The organism is Pseudomonas sp. 21LCFQ010, assembly GCF_024129905.1.
Lineage (GTDB): Bacteria > Pseudomonadota > Gammaproteobacteria > Pseudomonadales > Pseudomonadaceae > Aquipseudomonas.
On the sequence record NZ_JAMYDZ010000002.1, the window covers coordinates 358,520 to 373,831 of the forward strand.

General features: G+C 60.1%; 14 protein-coding genes and 1 pseudogene. 6 read left to right on the forward strand and 9 right to left on the reverse strand.

The genetic code is table 11. The annotated features are described in order from the left end of the window. Positions 1-86: 86 nt before the first annotated feature. Positions 87-989 carry a DMT family transporter gene (locus NJC38_RS04495; RefSeq protein WP_253111772.1) on the forward strand — a complete coding sequence of 301 codons (903 nt, stop codon included), beginning with the start codon at positions 87-89 and terminating at the stop codon, positions 987-989. On the opposite strand, the gene NJC38_RS04500 is transcribed toward NJC38_RS04495, so the two are convergent. The 4 genes from NJC38_RS04500 to NJC38_RS04515 all read right to left on the reverse strand — a co-directional run bounded on the left by NJC38_RS04500 (position 990) and on the right by NJC38_RS04515 (position 4,631). Further along, a complete protein-coding gene (locus tag NJC38_RS04500; RefSeq protein WP_253111773.1) occupies positions 990-1,964 on the reverse strand; it encodes a D-glycerate dehydrogenase in 975 nt (324 codons plus the stop codon). A 333-nt stretch (positions 1,965-2,297) separates the two neighbouring features. Beyond that, the gene (locus tag NJC38_RS04505) at positions 2,298-2,855 is read right to left on the reverse strand and encodes a hypothetical protein (protein ID WP_253111774.1); all 558 of its coding nucleotides are present in this window, start codon (positions 2,853-2,855) and stop codon (positions 2,298-2,300) included. A gap of 36 nt (positions 2,856-2,891) precedes the next feature. Then, positions 2,892-3,605: a YajG family lipoprotein gene (locus tag NJC38_RS04510; protein ID WP_253111775.1), complete on the reverse strand. Its 714-nt coding sequence runs from the start codon at positions 3,603-3,605 to the stop codon at positions 2,892-2,894. An 87-nt stretch (positions 3,606-3,692) separates the two neighbouring features. Beyond that, positions 3,693-4,631, reverse strand: a complete 939-nt coding sequence (locus tag NJC38_RS04515) for a LysR family transcriptional regulator (protein WP_253111776.1) — start codon at positions 4,629-4,631, stop codon at positions 3,693-3,695. A gap of 200 nt (positions 4,632-4,831) precedes the next feature. Between NJC38_RS04515 and NJC38_RS04520 the strand changes: the two genes are divergently transcribed. The 5 genes and pseudogenes from NJC38_RS04520 to NJC38_RS04540 all read left to right on the forward strand — a co-directional run. Beyond that, the gene (locus NJC38_RS04520; RefSeq protein ID WP_253111777.1) at positions 4,832-6,331 is read left to right on the forward strand and encodes an efflux transporter outer membrane subunit; all 1,500 of its coding nucleotides are present in this window, start codon (positions 4,832-4,834) and stop codon (positions 6,329-6,331) included. A 24-nt stretch (positions 6,332-6,355) separates the two neighbouring features. Further along, positions 6,356-8,539, forward strand: coding sequence for an FUSC family protein (locus NJC38_RS04525; RefSeq protein ID WP_253111778.1), 2,184 nt, complete (start codon positions 6,356-6,358; stop codon positions 8,537-8,539). After that, a complete protein-coding gene (locus NJC38_RS04530) occupies positions 8,529-8,729 on the forward strand; it encodes a DUF1656 domain-containing protein (RefSeq protein ID WP_045482991.1) in 201 nt (66 codons plus the stop codon). Before NJC38_RS04525 ends, NJC38_RS04530 begins: the two co-directional genes overlap by 11 nt. 21 nt (positions 8,730-8,750) lie before the next feature. After that, positions 8,751-9,608 (forward strand): HlyD family secretion protein, encoded by an 858-nt coding sequence (locus NJC38_RS04535; protein ID WP_253111779.1) that lies wholly within the window; start codon positions 8,751-8,753, stop codon positions 9,606-9,608. Positions 9,609-9,826: 218 nt separating this feature from the next. Next, positions 9,827-10,077: pseudogene (locus tag NJC38_RS04540) on the forward strand (transposase); the annotation flags it as partial. 240 nt (positions 10,078-10,317) lie between these two features. Here the strand turns inward: NJC38_RS04540 and NJC38_RS04545 are convergent. The 5 genes from NJC38_RS04545 to NJC38_RS04565 form a co-directional block, all read right to left on the reverse strand. Continuing rightward, a complete protein-coding gene (locus NJC38_RS04545) occupies positions 10,318-10,986 on the reverse strand; it encodes a class I SAM-dependent methyltransferase (protein WP_253111780.1) in 669 nt (222 codons plus the stop codon). A gap of 354 nt (positions 10,987-11,340) precedes the next feature. After that, positions 11,341-12,159, reverse strand: a complete 819-nt coding sequence (locus NJC38_RS04550) for an SDR family oxidoreductase (RefSeq protein WP_253111781.1) — start codon at positions 12,157-12,159, stop codon at positions 11,341-11,343. Positions 12,160-12,493: 334 nt separating this feature from the next. Then, positions 12,494-12,955: a multidrug transporter gene (locus NJC38_RS04555; RefSeq protein ID WP_253111782.1), complete on the reverse strand. Its 462-nt coding sequence runs from the start codon at positions 12,953-12,955 to the stop codon at positions 12,494-12,496. Positions 12,956-13,066: 111 nt separating this feature from the next. Beyond that, positions 13,067-14,518 carry a mannose-1-phosphate guanylyltransferase/mannose-6-phosphate isomerase gene (locus tag NJC38_RS04560; RefSeq protein ID WP_045482980.1) on the reverse strand — a complete coding sequence of 484 codons (1,452 nt, stop codon included), beginning with the start codon at positions 14,516-14,518 and terminating at the stop codon, positions 13,067-13,069. A 104-nt stretch (positions 14,519-14,622) separates the two neighbouring features. Further along, on the reverse strand, positions 14,623-15,306 hold the full coding sequence (locus tag NJC38_RS04565) for an alginate O-acetyltransferase AlgF (RefSeq protein ID WP_045482977.1): 684 nt from the start codon (positions 15,304-15,306) through the stop codon (positions 14,623-14,625). Between the last annotated feature and the right edge of the window lie 6 nt (positions 15,307-15,312).

Here is a 15,312-nt window from a genome sequence, read left to right on the forward strand (position 1 = left end):
TCGGGCCTTCGTACAAATGCGCAAGATTGTGCAAGCGGGTCAGCTCGCCGCTACGCAGACTCAAGGCTCATTCAGGAGTCTGCGTCATGAACCTCTCGCTTTATCTGGCCACCGTACTGATCTGGGGCACCACCTGGATCGCCTTGAAGCTGCAACTGGGCGAAGTGGCAATTGCCCTGTCGATCGCTTACCGCTTTGCACTGGCCGCGCTGGTGCTGTTCGCCTTTTTGCTGCTCAGCGGCCGCTTGCAACCACTGAACCGTCGCGGACAAGGCATTTGTATGGCTCAAGGTCTTTGTCTGTTCTGCCTGAACTTCCTGTGTTTCTACACGGCCAGCCAGTGGATCCCCAGCGGCCTGATTGCCGTGGTGTTCTCCACCTCCACGCTGTGGAACGCGCTTAATGCACGTCTGTTCTTCGGCCAGCGCATTGCCCGTAATGTGCTGCTGGGTGCGCTGCTGGGCCTCAGTGGTCTGGCGTGTCTGTTCTGGCCTGAGCTGGTCGGGCATACGGCCAGCCGCGAGACCCTGATCGGCCTGGGCCTGGCCTTGCTGGGCACCTTGTGTTTTTCGGCCGGCAACATGCTCTCCAGCCTGCAGCAGAAGGCTGGTTTCAAGCCGCTGACGACCAATGCCTGGGGCATGCTCTATGGCGCGTTGCTGCTGAGCCTGTATTGCCTGGTCAGCGGTGTGCCGCTGCACTTCGAATGGAACGTACGCTATGTCGGCTCGCTGCTGTATCTGGTCATCCCAGGCTCGGTGGTTGCCTTCACCACTTACCTGACCCTGGTCGGCCGGATGGGCCCGGAGCGCGCGGCCTACTGCACCGTGCTGTTTCCGGTGGTGGCGCTGAATATCTCGGTGTTTGTCGAGGGCTACCAGTGGACCCTGCCGGCGCTGTTCGGGCTGGTGTTGGTGATGGCCGGTAACGTGCTGGTGTTCAGCAAGCCGCGCGCCGTGCCGGGCACGGCGGCGGGCAAGCTGGCGTGATCAGCCCTTCCACACCTGCGGATTGACCAGATTCTGCGGCCGCTCACCGAGCAGGGCGCTGCGCAGATTCTGGTAGGCCAGGTCAGCCATGGCCTGGCGGGTCTCGGTGGTGGCCGAGCCAATGTGCGGCAGGGTCACCGCGTTGCTGAGCTTGAACAGCGGCGACTCCGACAGCGGCTCCTTCTCGTAGACGTCCAGGCCTGCGCCGCGAATGGTGCCGTTGTGCAAGGCTTCGATCAGCGCCGGCTCCTCAACGATCGGCCCCCTGGCGATATTCACCAGAATGGCGCTTTTCTTCATCAACCCCAGCTCACGCTTGCCGATCAAGTGATGAGTCTTGTCGCTTAACGGCACCACCAGGCAGACGAAATCAGCCTCGGCCAGCAGTTGATCCAGGCTACGGAACTGCGCGCCCAGCTCTTGTTCCAGTGCGCTTTTACGGCTGTTGCCGCTGTACAGGATGGGCATGTTGAAACCCAGCCGACCGCGTCGGGCGATGGCTGCGCCGATGTTGCCCATGCCGACGATACCCAGGGTTTTCCCGTACACATCAGTGCCGAAGTGCGGCGGCTCGATACTGCGCTTCCAGTTACCGGCCTTGGTGTAGGCATCGAGCTCCGCAACGCGGCGGGCGCTGCTCATGATCAGCGAAAAACCAAGGTCGGCGGTACTTTCGGTCAACACGTCCGGGGTGTTGGTCAGCGCAATACCGCGCTCCGTGAGGTACTCGACATCATAATTGTCGTAACCCACCGAAATGCTCGACACCACTTCCAGACGCTCAGCCGTCGCCAACTGCTCACGCCCCAGCTTGCGCCCCGAACCGATCAGCCCGTGCACCTCGGGCAATGCCTCGTTGAACTGCGCATTGATATCGCCCTTCTTCGGGTCGGGAATAATCACGTTGAAGTCCTGCGCCAGGCGTTCGGCCATCTCCTGATTGACACGGCTGAAGGCGAGTACGGTTTTTTTCATTGTGCGTTCACTCTTGAGCGGATGAATGAGTAGCACGCTAACATTCCCCCGCGCACAGGTCAGCCGTTTTCTTGTCGTACAACCGATGAGTGGCCGAAAGTTGAGCAGGTTTCGCCAGCTCATCTGGGCATGCAGGCTCAGAATCAATACTGCTCACTTAGGTACTGTATGCCCTCGGTGGGAGACCTTGGTCTGGGCTGCATTCCGACGAAGAGGCCAGTAAAAACACTCCATCTGCTGTGGGATGTAAAGCCGCCTTCACGAGCGAGCTCGTTCCCACAGAGACCGTGCAGCCCTTAACGGATCGGCATTAGCTTTATATCTGATTTTTTATCAGTCGCCCTGCGTGATGATTTTGTGCCGGCGCAGGTACTCGTCATAGGTCAGGCTTTTGTCGGCCGCCAGCTCATTCAACAGTTGTTCTTTGCTCTTGCCCTGGCTAAACGAAGTGCTTGATATCTGATCTGGCTGAACCGCTGCAGGGAGATTATCCAGACGGGCAAAGCTGCTTTCTGGCAGTTTGTACATCGCCCCGGTGAGCGGATCGACAATCAACATGCCTATCAGGCCGCCGAACACGATGTTTCCCCAGTACCAGCCGTTCATTCTGGAATTGATGATCGCGGAATTTTCCGCATAGCCATCCTTGCGAAAAATGACCTTGTAAGTCTCGCCATCGAAATAGCCGGCACCAGCCTTGAGCGTCACCTGCTCAGGTGTCACGCCTGAATGCACCAAGGCTCCATCTTCATTGGTGATCTGATACGAGGCGCCCGCAGGAGAGGAGTTGATCGAGACGGGGGTTCTTGACTCGCTGACAATGCTGGCGCATCCGTAGAGGCTGATGAGGGTTAATGCGAGAAAAAATGGTCTCGCGGACTTCAATTGCATGTAAAAAGCTTCCTGCTGGGAATGATTGAGCCGTAATCAGTTTTGGTTTCTGCGAATGATTTCGTAGCGGCGCTTGTATTCTTCCGGGCTCAAGGTCTTGTCGGCAGCCAGTTCTTCAAGCAGATGCCCCGTCTTGTCTGTGGATACCGTTGCCTTGGCATGCGACGACAGGGCGGCAATGAATGCCGGATCGGCGAAGAGCGTGCGCATACCGTTTGCCAGAGCCTTGTCCAGCGCGCGCTTGGCATTGGCACCTGTGGCCAGTTGGGTGTTGGCCTCTTTGCCTTCGGAGGCGATGGTGCGGGAGAACAATTCACGATTCGCAGCGCCAACAACCTTGATGGTCATGTTGAAGTCCGCAACGGCGTCGCCGGAGAAGAAGCCCAATTTGTGATCGTTGTAAAATCGAGTCACCAACGCGTTGACCTGTACATCGGCCTGCGCTGTCGCGGATTGATAACCCCTGGCCCTGATCTCTTCGGTCAGGGCGCGACGGACTGTGGCTGCAACGTCTTCATTGGCCAGGATCGGCGCTGTTTCCATGCCATAACCATTTTTCTTGCTGCTCACCCGGCTTCGATCCTGGCGACTATCTGTCACTTCTACAGCAACGGCGACCGACTCTGCGCCTGCAACCTTGCTCACACCCGGTTCGGGCAGGTAATTGATATCAATAGTCTCAGTGGTAAAGGCACAACCGTGAAGTGCACCGATAAACAGCATCAGTGCCAATTTAGACGCGATACGCATAGGTAAAGTCCATTTCGCCAGGATGATAAGGAGGGCGCGCGATTCTACATTGCCATTACCGCGACATGAAGCCCGTCGATGGATACCTCAATCCAGCGTATGCACCTGCAAATCCGCCTCATCCGCCGCCAGGATCTCCGGCAAGGTGCTGCGCAGATACTCCACCCAGGTCTTGATCTTGGCATCCAGATACTGTCGCGATGGATACACCGCATACAGATTCAGCTCCTGGAAGCGATAGCGCGGCAATACCCTTACCAGCGTGCCGTCACGCAGGCCGTCGATGGCCGAATAGATCGGCAGAATCCCCACCCCCATGCCGCTGGCAATCGCTGTCTTCATCGCTTCGGCCGAATTGACCAGAAACGGTGAACTCTTCAGCGTGACCATCTCCTGGCCATCCGGGCCGGTAAACGGCCACTTGTCCAGCGGAAACACCGGGCTCACCAGCCGCAGGCAGTCATGCCCCAGCAAGTCTGCGGGCTTATGCGCCATGCCCCGCGCCCTGATGTAAGCAGGTGAGGCACAGACGATGCTGTAAGTGATGCCCAGACGCTGCGATACAAAGCCCGAATCCGGCAGTTCACTGGCCAGCACGATCGACACGTCGTAGCCATCTTCCAGCAGATCCGGCACCCGATTGGTCAGGGTCAGGTCAAACGCCACATCCTGATGGTCACTGCGGTAGCGGGCGATGGCGTCGATCACGTAGTGCTGGCCAATACCAGGCATCGAATGCACCTTGAGCAACCCGGCCGGTCGCGCGTGGGCATCACTGGCCTCGGCTTCGGCTTGTTCGACATACGCCAGAATCTGCTCGCAGCGTTGCAGGTAGCGCTTGCCGGCTTCGGTCAACGCGATGCGCCGCGTGGTGCGGTTCAGCAGACGGGTCTGCAGGTGCGCTTCGAGATTGGAGACCGCACGGGAAATATTCGCAGTGGTAGTGTCCAGTTGTGCAGCGGCCGCAGTAAAGCTGCCCGCTTGCGCCACACAACTGAAGGCGCGCATGTTTTGCAGGGTGTCCATGGAACTTCTCGGAAGCAACGTCAATCACGGTTGTAGCAAATTGTGACACGAAGTAACCAGCCTCTGTCCATCCTCCTTTGGCGATTATTTCCGTTTCGGTAACAAAGATTCCCGTTTTGCCCTGCTTATCGCCTTCCTGAGCCCGCCCTAGAATCGCCGTCATTCAGACAGTCGCGTTATTTCTCCGGGAATTTGCAGCCTTGCCGCGTTGCCTCATCAGAGCGCTTGAAACGTTCAATGTCCTGGCAGTATCCGTGTTACTCAACGGCTGCATTTCCACCCAAGGCATCCAGCCGCACACCGACCTGCTACCCACCGCCGAACTGGCCATTGACCTGGCCAACCGTGACGCCCACTGGCCGGCGACGCAGTGGTGGCGTGCCTATGGCGACCCGCAGTTAGACACCTGGATCGCACGCGCCAGCCGTGGCAGCCCGAGCCTGCAAGCGGCAACTGCGCGGGTTCGCGAGGCTCAGGCCATGGCCGGTGTTGCCCAGTCCCGTGAGGCTGCGCAGCTCACTAGCGGTGGCCGCCTGGCCCGTAGAGGCTGGCCCGAGGATGGCTTTTATGGCCCTGGCAATCTGGCTGACTCCCACACTTGGGACAACAATGCCGGCCTGAACCTGAGCCTGGATCTTGATCTCTGGGGGCGTGAGCGCAACGCCAGCGAGCGGGCACTGGATATCGCTCAGCAACGCGCCGCCGAGCAGCGTCAGGCGCAACTGCAATTGCAGGGCAATGTCATCCACGCCTATATCCAGTTGGCCTTGCAATATGCGCAGCTCGACATTCTTGATGCGACGCTGGCCCAGCAGGTGCAGATTGCCGAGCTGGCCCGGCGGCGTCTGCAAGCCGGTATCGGCACCCAACTGGAGGTGAGCCAGGCCGAAGCATCGCTGCCGGAGACTCATCGGCAGATCGACGGCGTGCATGAAGCCATTGAGCTGAGCCGCCACCAACTGGCCGCGCTGGCCGGGCTTGGGCCGGAGCACGCGGCGAGCCTCAAGCGGCCGTTACTGACACTCCACCAGCCGTTGCCATTGCCCACTGCTGTGCCTGCGCAACTTCTGGGTCAGCGCCCCGATGTGGTTGCCAGCCGCTGGCAGGTCGCCGCCCAGGCGCGGGGCATCGCCGTGGCGCAAGCGGGCTTCTATCCCAATGTCGATTTGACTGCCAGCCTCGGCTATATGGCCACCGGTGGCGGCATGCTGGAGTTCTTGACCGCCAGTAAGCTGGCGTACAACGCAGGCCCTGCCATCAGCCTGCCGATCTTCGACGGCGGGCGTCTGCGCGGCGAGTTGGGTCAGGCCAGCGCCGCTTACGACCTGGCGGTGGCGCATTACCGGCAGACCCTGGTCAGCGCCCTGCAAGGCATCGCTGACCAACTGGTGCGGCGTCACTCCCTTGAGCAGCAACAACGTCTGGCTGCCGAGTCAGTGGCCAAGGCCAATGAGCTGTGCGCCCTGGCGCGCCTGGCCTGGCAGCGCGGGCTGGTCGACTACCTGAGTGTGCTGCACAGCCAGACCCGCCTGTGGCGCCTGCAGGGTATCGAGCAACAGGTCGAGGCCGCGCGGTTAAGCGCTTATGCAGACTTGTCGATCGCTTTGGGTGGGGGCCTGCAGGCCGGCCAGGATTCTCCTGCCGAACCGCAGTTAAAGGCCCCGCAGATACCTGCCGGCCTGGCGACAAACCACAACTAGAAATCACCTCTGGACATAGACCTGATGAGCGTTAGCGTGCCCGAAGCTGCCTTGCCCTGGCGCCGGGAATTTGATGTGTGGTTGCGCAGCGACGGCGTTACCTGGGTGTATATCGCCAAGGTCTTGCTGGCGGTGTATCTGACTTACTGGCTGGCCTTGCGTCTGGAGTTGCCGCAGCCGCGCATCGCGGTAATCACGGTGGTTCTGGTCATGCAGCCGCAAAGTGGTCAGGTGTTTGCCAAGAGCTTCTATCGGCTGCTCGGCACCCTGGTGGGGTCGAGCATGATGGTGCTGCTCATGGCGCTATTCGGGCAGGACTCAGTGCCGTTTCTCGGTTGCCTGGCCTTGTGGGTGGGGCTGTGTGCGGCGGGGGCTGCGCGCTTTCGCAACTTTCGCGCCTACGCCTTCGTACTGGCCGGCTACACCGCCGCGTTGATCGGCCTGCCGAGCCTGGCGCATCCGGAGGCCGCGTTCATGGCGGCGGTCTGGCGCGTGCTGGAGATTTTTCTCGGCATCGTCTGCTCCACCCTGGTCAGCGCTGCGATCCTGCCGCAGAGCGCTGGCGCCGCGCTGCGCAACAGCTTGTTCCAGCGCTTTGGCCGCTTTGCCCGCTTTGCCGTGGACGGATTGCGTGAGGGCCATCCGCCAGAGGCCTTCGAGGCCGGCAATCTGCGCTTCGTTGCAGAGGCTATCGGCCTGGAAGGGCTGCGCAGTGTGACCCTGTTCGAAGACCCGTACATGCGGCGGCGCAATGGCCGGATCAACCGCCTTAACAGCGAGTTCATGGCCGTCACCACGCGCTTCAATGCTCTGCATCAGTTGCTGGAGCGCCTGCGCAGCCAGCAACTGACGAGGGTGCTCAAACGCATCGAACCGGGCGTGCTCAGCCTGGCGAGTTTGCTGGAAAGTTGCGCCGACCATGCCCTGACTCTGGAAGCGGCGGCGCGGCTGGTGATTGGCCTGGAATACTGGAAACAAGAGCTGCCGCCACGGGTACGGCAGATGCGCCGCGAACTGGAGGCCGATAGCCCCAGTGAAGCCGAGCGGCTGGACTTTCACACGGCGTTCGAACTGCTGTACCGGCTGGTCTGCGACCTGCACAACTATGCGCAGACCCACGCCTCGCTGGCCGACCACAACCACGTGCGTGAACAGTGGCAAGAACCCTTCGTCAATCGCACTAACGCCATGGCGGCATGGGGCGCCGGGGTTCGCGCCAGCCTGGTGGTCGGCCTGCTCAGTGCCGGGTGGGTGCTGACCGCCTGGCCCAGTGGCGCGACCATGATCGTGGTCGCGGCGGTGACCGTGGCGCTGTCCTCGATGAACGCCAACCCCTGGCGTCTGTCGCTGCAGATCGGCTGCGGTACGGCACTGGCGGCGCTGCTCGGCTTTGTCGAGACCTTTGTGGTCTTTGCGCATATCGACGGTTTCGCGCTGCTATGCATGGTGCTGGCGCCAGTGTTTGTGGTCGGGACCTTTCTGTCCTCACGGGCGCAGTGGAGCGGCTATGGTCTGGGCCTGTTGCTGTTTTTCTGCATGGGTTCACTGCCGGGCAATCTGGCCCATTACGATCCGTCGGCGTTTATCAATGATTACCTCGCCATGCTGGTGGCCATGCTGGTTTGCACAGCGGCCGGTGCAGTGATCCTGCCGCCCAACAGCCGCTGGATGTGGCGCCATCTGGAGGACGACCTGCGCCGCCAGGTGGTGTTTGCCATCAGCGCGCCGCTCGAGCGTCTGGGGTCGAGCTTCGAAAGCCAGACCCGCGACGTGATGCACCAGGCTGACGCCTTGGCCGCTGGTAAGCCGCAGGTGCAGCGCGAGTTGTTGCGCTGGATGTTCGTGGTGCTGGAGATCGGCCACGCGATCATCGAGCTGCGCCGCGAGCAGGCGCTGCTGCCGGTCCATCCCAGCTATGCGCAACATCGCTCGTGGCGGCTGTCGATCCGGGTCATGGGCCGTGCGCTGATCCGCCTGTTCATCCAGCCCGATGCACGCAATCTGGGACGCAGCCTGGCAGCCGTGGACAGGGCGATTGCCAGGGTCAGGCACACCGAAGAGCCGTTTGCCTCGCATTTCGAGACCTCGCCACTGCGTCGGGTCGAGAGTTATCTGCACTTTATCCGCACCTGCCTGCTCGATCCGCAATCGCCGCTGGCGGGGTTCGGTCAGCCACTGCCTGTTGCGGGGGGGCCAGATGCTGCGTGAGATCGCTGTGTTCGACCTGTACATGCCGGGGATGGGCTTGCTGTTTGTGCTGGCCATGCTGTTTGCCTGGCTGTTGGACCGGTTGCTGGCGAGCCTGGACCTGTACCGCCTGTTCTGGCACCCGGCGTTGTTGCGCCTGAGCCTGTTTGTCTGTGTGTTCGGCGCTCTGGCGCTGGGCCTCTATCGTTGATGCCTGGTGAGAGAACCTGGGATGAAAAAGCTGTTCGGTGTCGCCGCTACCTTGTTGATCCTGGCCGTGGCGATTGCGCTGGGGCGTGCGGTGTGGGTGCATTACATGCAGACCCCCTGGACCCGCGATGGCCGGGTGCGGGCCGACATCATCAACGTGGCGCCGGAGGTGTCCGGGCGAGTAGTTGATGTTGCGGTGCGCGATAACCAGACAGTGAAAAAGGGCGATCTGCTGCTGCAGATCGACCCCGATTATTACCAACTGGCGGTCAAGCAGGCCCGCGCCGAAGTGGCTGCGCGCAAGGCCGCCTGGCAGATGCGCGCCAGCAATGCCAAGCGCCGCGCCGACATGGATACACGGATGATCTCTGCCGAAAACCGCGATGATACAGGGCATCTGGCCTTGAGCGCCGAAGCCGATTACCGGCAGGCCCAGGCCCGTCTGGAAATCGCCGAACTGAACCTGCAACGCACCCAGGTGCGCGCTTCAGTGGACGGTTACATCACCAACCTCAACGTGCATCGCGGCGACTATGCCCATGCCGGCGAGGCCAAGCTGGCGCTGATCGACCGGCATTCGTTCTGGGTTTACGGCTACTTCGAAGAAACCAAACTGCCCCATGTGCAGGTCGGCGATATGGCAGAACTGGAGATGATGAGCGGCGAGCGCCTGACCGGCCGGGTCGACAGCATCGCCCGCGGCATCTACGACCGCGACAACCCGCAAAGCCGTGAGCTGCTGGCCGATGTCAACCCGACCTTCAACTGGGTACGCCTGGCCCAGCGGGTGCCGGTACGCATCCGGCTTGATCCGTGGCCGGAGGATTTTGTGCTGGCGGCGGGGATGACGTGTACGGTGATACTCAAGGCGGGGCCGTAAAGCACGTATCGGCGTTGAATGCTGTTCGCCAGCAGAGCCTCCCACAGAGTTTGTGTGTAACGCGATTAGCAAGCACGACTCTCATCCGGTGGGTGTTGGCATTGTCCGGCAATGCACATGCCCGGGCGCGGATACTTTAGCGGATCGGCTGTCAGGGCGACTGCTCATCAAGCAATTGCTCGACTTCATGACTGGCATTCTTCGCGAAGTTCGACGCAATCGCTCCTCAACATGTGAGGCCTTATGCCACCGTAACAAGAACGACTTCATCGACGCAGAGGCCATCTGTGAGGCGGCCTACAGAGCACGCACTTATTACGTTGCCGCCAAGACACAGGAGCAACAGATCCTCTCTGCCCGGCATCGGCTACGAGAGACATTGGCTTCTCATCGTGTAGAAACGACCAATCGTATACATGGTTTCCTGTTGGGATTCGGGATTACCTTGCCAGCAACAAAGGCTTTGATACAGCTCTTACCGCAGACATTGCTGCGCGTAAAGTCGAGTGCGACCATTTCTCGCCTGTTTTTGCCTTGCGCTGGCTGCCTCGCTTATGTCTTAAGAGGCATCTTGTAAGCCGGGCTATCATCCATGAATCATCAGTCTGTTCGCTCATGGCTTACTCACTGGCGAATCCCGTCTCGAAGGTTTGACCGAATTGGTTCTCGGTGTGCTGGCTATGAGACCAGCACACCTGCTATCTAACGATCACATGCGTTGCAGAACGTAACTGCTTTCGAAGCCATGCACACCGCCAAGTATGTTAAAGCCATGAAAGTAGCCGGCGGCCCTAAGCAAGTCGACTGCCGGCCCGACTTCAGGCGAGTGCTGAAAGTCGCGGTAATCGTCAAACACGATAAAACCGCCCGGCACTACACGGGGGGAATACAGCAGGAAGTCCAGTAACACATTGCGGCCAGCGTGCCCTCCATCGATATGCAATAGCGCAACCTTGGGCATAAGGTTGTAAAAACGCTCGGCACTCAGTTCTGAAAAGCCGCGGAGCACCGTTACGTTTGGCAGCATCATTTCCTGATAGTGGCTGAACTCTTCGAACTGGTTTGGCAATACGAACGGATCGATACCAATGATCCGACGTTCGCGGTTACACGCCTCATTCATCAGCATCAATGACTTGCCCTTCCACACACCGATTTCCACCACGTCACCTGGCAGATCGGCAATCAGAAGAGAAAGATAGCCCAACAGAAGTACATCGTCATGGAACGACAACTCGCGACGCTGCATTGCCTTTTCTGGCGGCAGACTGGCCTGCGCCTGCTCGAAATGCTGGCCGATCAAATCCCAAACCTGCGCTATGTTGGCAGTCAATTCAGGATTGCTGGTGAAGTCATTGAGCTCTTGGAGAGTAATCATGTTTTCTCTGATCTTCCAGTAAAGATACGTGCTTGCGAAAGCACGCTTGAGTTCAGGCCTGAGCCGAGAGGATCACTATAGTGTTCCCCGGGGAAAAGTTAAATCGTGCCGTGGTTGTGTGGTTAACCTTAACAAAGCCGCACTGGCAAAATGAAAGCTTGGTGAACGATGACATTCTCACGCTGGTTGGTCTCAAGTGCATGACACTTTGAGGTAACTGTACTGCGCGCTCGATACTTGTTTTTGCCGACTCCTGAAGCGGCTATCAGCGTTGTACAGTGCAAAGGACGGTCACCCAACAATCAGCAGCATGGTTTTTGACTGCATCAGTGTCTGTAGAGTACTCATTGTGTCTTACAGTTGTACATTCAGTCCAAAACGCTTTTTCAAGGCAAACCCAAGCAAGCTGCCAGGCAGTAGCCAGGCCATCAGTGGCATGACTTTCGAGCCATTACCCAGCCGTAACAGGCGCGGCGGGCGAGGGCGTTGCAAGGCGGCGACCACACCACGGGCGAAGTCTTCAGCGGGTGTCGGCTTGTCTTGGGACGCACGCGCACGGGCGCGGATGCCTTCGCGGATCGGCCACCAGGGCGACTGTTCATCAAGTAACTGCTCGGCCTCATGGCTGGCGTTTTTCGCAAAGCTTGAAGCAATCGCGCCCGGTTGTACTTCCATCACCTGAATACCGAACGGCGCCAGCTCCAGACGCAACGCTTCGCTGAGTGCATGCACCGCTGCCTTGGAGGCGCAATAGGCACCGGCGAACGGCGTCACCAGCACACCCGAGACACTGCCGATATTCACCACCAGGCCGCGATTGCGCCGCAATGCCGGGAACAGCGCACGGGTCACCCCGACCACCGCAAAGACATTGGTTTCAAACTGACGCTGCATCGCCTCGACACCGCCATCGAGCAGCGGCCCCATCGCACCGTAACCGGCGTTATTGATCAGCACATCCAGCCCATGGGTTTCCAGCCGTGCAGCCAATTGCGCCAGCCCGGCGGCATCGTTGACGTCCAGTTGCACAGCAGTGAAACCCGCAGCGGCCAGCGCCGCGACATCCTCAGCCTTGCGCGCCGTGGCCCAAACCTCATGACCGGCCGCATGCAACGCATCAGCCAACGCACGGCCAATGCCGCTGGAACAACCGGTGATCAGAGTAATGGGCATATAGAGTCCTTATAAATACTGCTTTTAATGTCTGCCGCTGCCGCTGCCGCTGCCGATCTGCTCTTGCTTTTCAAACCGAGATGGCACAGACGACGCGAATCGCGACTTGGCGCCGGCCGAGGGTAGGCGTCGATTCGGGGGAGAAACTGGCAGGGATGCCACTGCTCTTGATATGACGGGCAGGTGCGCTGGGCAGGACGCCCATCGCGCCGGCCCCCGAATCGATGCCGGACGCAGGGCGGAACCTGACGAATAGGCAACCGCAATAATGGTCCATGCACCAGTCTAAAGACCAATTCGCGGCTAAAGCCGCTCCTACCTGGCCCCACCCAAATTAGTTGGAAAAACTCCCCTGCAAATGCTCGGCCCGAAACTCCAGGCTCTGCGCCCGATAGCCACTGCGCAACGCCGGCAATGGCAAACACTCCTGCCACGAAGCGCCAGCCTGCAACTCACCCGGCCCACGATAACGCGCAGAATTGTAGGTGTTATCCGCCAGGTTGACCGTGTCGCCCGGCACATAAACCGCCACCCGCCAGCGCAACTCACGCAGCGGCGTCTTGTTGGTATTGGTGATGTTCACCTGCAACGGTCGGTCGGCCGGGCAGCTTTGCGCCAGATTCAAACGCAGGTCGAGGCGCTCCAGCTGGCGGGTTTCCCGGCTGTCTTGCCAGATGACCGTGGCGGCCACGAGACCCAGCGCCACGGCGGCCACCAGCGACACCGGCAAAGCCTTGGCCGGATTGCGCAGTAGCAAGATGAACCAGGTCAGGATCAACAGGATGCCGATCAGCATGGAAGAGTGTCCTCGCACGTGACGATGCGGGTCATCCTACCATCGGCATAACGACAACGCCCTGCACAAAGGCAGGGCGTTATCAGATGCTGCAGGTGTTGCGGTGCTGAATCAGCGCGCGATGGTCTGGGTCTTGACCCCCGACTCGATGGAGTCGGTGCGCCCGTAGACATCCTCGAAGCGCTCGATATCGTCTTCACCCAGGTAGCTGCCCGATTGGACCTCGATGATTTCCAGCGGGATCTTGCCGGGGTTTTTCAGGCGGTGCACCGAAGCGATCGGGATGTAGGTCGACTGGTTTTCGGTGAGCAGGAACACGTTCTCGTCGCAGGTCACCTGGGCGGTGCCCGAGACCACGATCCAGTGCTCGGCGCGGTGGTGGTGCATCTGCAGCGACAGGCTGGCACCCGGCTTGACCGAGATACGCTTGACCTGGAAGCGCCCGCCCATGTCCACCGAGTCGTAGGAGCCCCACGGACGATAGACTTCCAGATGGTTCTGGGTTTCGCTGCGGCCACGCTCGTTGAGGGTGTTGACCATCTGCTTGACGCCCTGGACCTTGTCTTTGTGGGCGATCATCATCGCGTCTTTGGTTTCCACCACCACGATGTTGTCCAGGCCGATCACCGACACCAGCTTGCCGTTGCCATGGATCATGCAGTTGCGGCTGTCTTGCAGAACCACATCACCCTTGGTGACGTTGCCCTGGTTGTCCTTCTCGTGCACCTCCCACAGCGACGACCAGCAACCCACATCGCTCCAGCCGGCACTCAGCGGCACCACACAGGCACGCTGGGTCTTTTCCATGACCGCGTAGTCGATGGAGTTGTCCGGGCAGCAGGCGAAGGTGGCTTCGTCAATGTCGATGCTGCCGGCGTCCTGCTTGCTGCGCTCAAGGGTCAGCACGCAGGTGTCGTAGATGTCCGGATCATGCTTTTTAAGCTCTTCGAGGTAGCGGCTGGCGCGGAACAGGAACATGCCGCTGTTCCAGTAGTAGCCACCGGCTTCGACGAACTCTTTGGCGCGTTTTTCGTCGGGTTTCTCGACGAAGCTCTGCACCCGGCGCACGCCTTCGGGCAGCAGTGAGTCGCCAGTGGAGCGGATGTAGCCGTAGCCGGTTTCCGGTTTGGTCGCCGGCACGCCGAACAGCACCATCTCGCCACGTTCGGCAGCAATGGTGGCCAGCGCCAGGGCGCGTTGCAGGGCTTTCTGATCTTCGATCACGTGGTCGGCCGGCAGCACCAGCATCAGGTCGTCGTTGCCTTCATTGACCATCAGCATGGCGGTCAGCGCCACGGCCGGTGCCGTGTTGCGGCCGAACGGCTCCATGATGATCGCCTGGGTGTCGAGGTTCAGTGCGGCGAGTTGCTCGTTGACGATAAAGCGGTGTTCCTTGTTGCACACGACGATGGGTTCTTCCATACCCTCAAACACCAGGCGCTCCAGAGTCTGCTGGAACAGCGTGTGTTCGCCGGTCAATGCCAGGAACTGCTTGGGAAATTGCTTGCGCGACAGTGGCCAGAGTCGAGAACCGCTACCGCCTGACAGGATTACTGGAATCATTTTTCTTCATCTCCGAAGTATTCAATAGGGGCTGTACGGGTACTGCCATTCTTGCGTCTTGTTGTTGTTCCAGAGCCCCGGCAAGAGCCGGGGCAGCAATCGGGTTAGCGAGTTTCAACCGGTGGCTTGACCCACACCGGCGACAGGCTGCTGCCACTGCCGGTGACGTACAGCACCGCTGCCTCACCGCGCTCCAGGGCGACCGGTTTGACGTCGGAGACTTTTTTGTCGCCGTTGTACAGTGCCAGGCTGACCTTCACCGGGTTGATTTCACGCTCGCCAGTGCCCTTGGCCGCGACGCTCTTGACCACGTCGGTCTTGCCGTCGGCGGTTTTCAGGGTCAGTGGCTGGTCGCTGAGGTTTTGCAGGCGCACCAGAGACTTCTGCTTGTTCTTGAACGGCGCTTCCTCGACCAGTTGCGGTTTGCCGTTGGCGTGATTGACCAGGGTGTAGTAATGATCGCTGGCCAGCTTCACCGGGACGCTCTGGCTGCCGAGTTTGGCGGTGTAGTCGCCGCCCGGCATGAAGCTGAATGCAGTGCTGCCCAGTGGCGCGACGTCATTGAGCGCCGTGTTGCCGACGCTGGCGCTGACTTCGCTGTTGCTGGCGTTATAGACCCGCACGAAGGTCGAGCCTTTCGGGGCGGTCGGGCCGTACAGGGCGGCGTCACCGGCGGCCTGCACCGGCAGTGCGGCGATGCCCAGTCCCAGGCTCAGGCTCATGGCCAGCGCGCAGCGCTTGATCAGGGTGGTGTTGGCCGAACGATTGGCAGTGGTCTTCAAGGTCATAAGGGC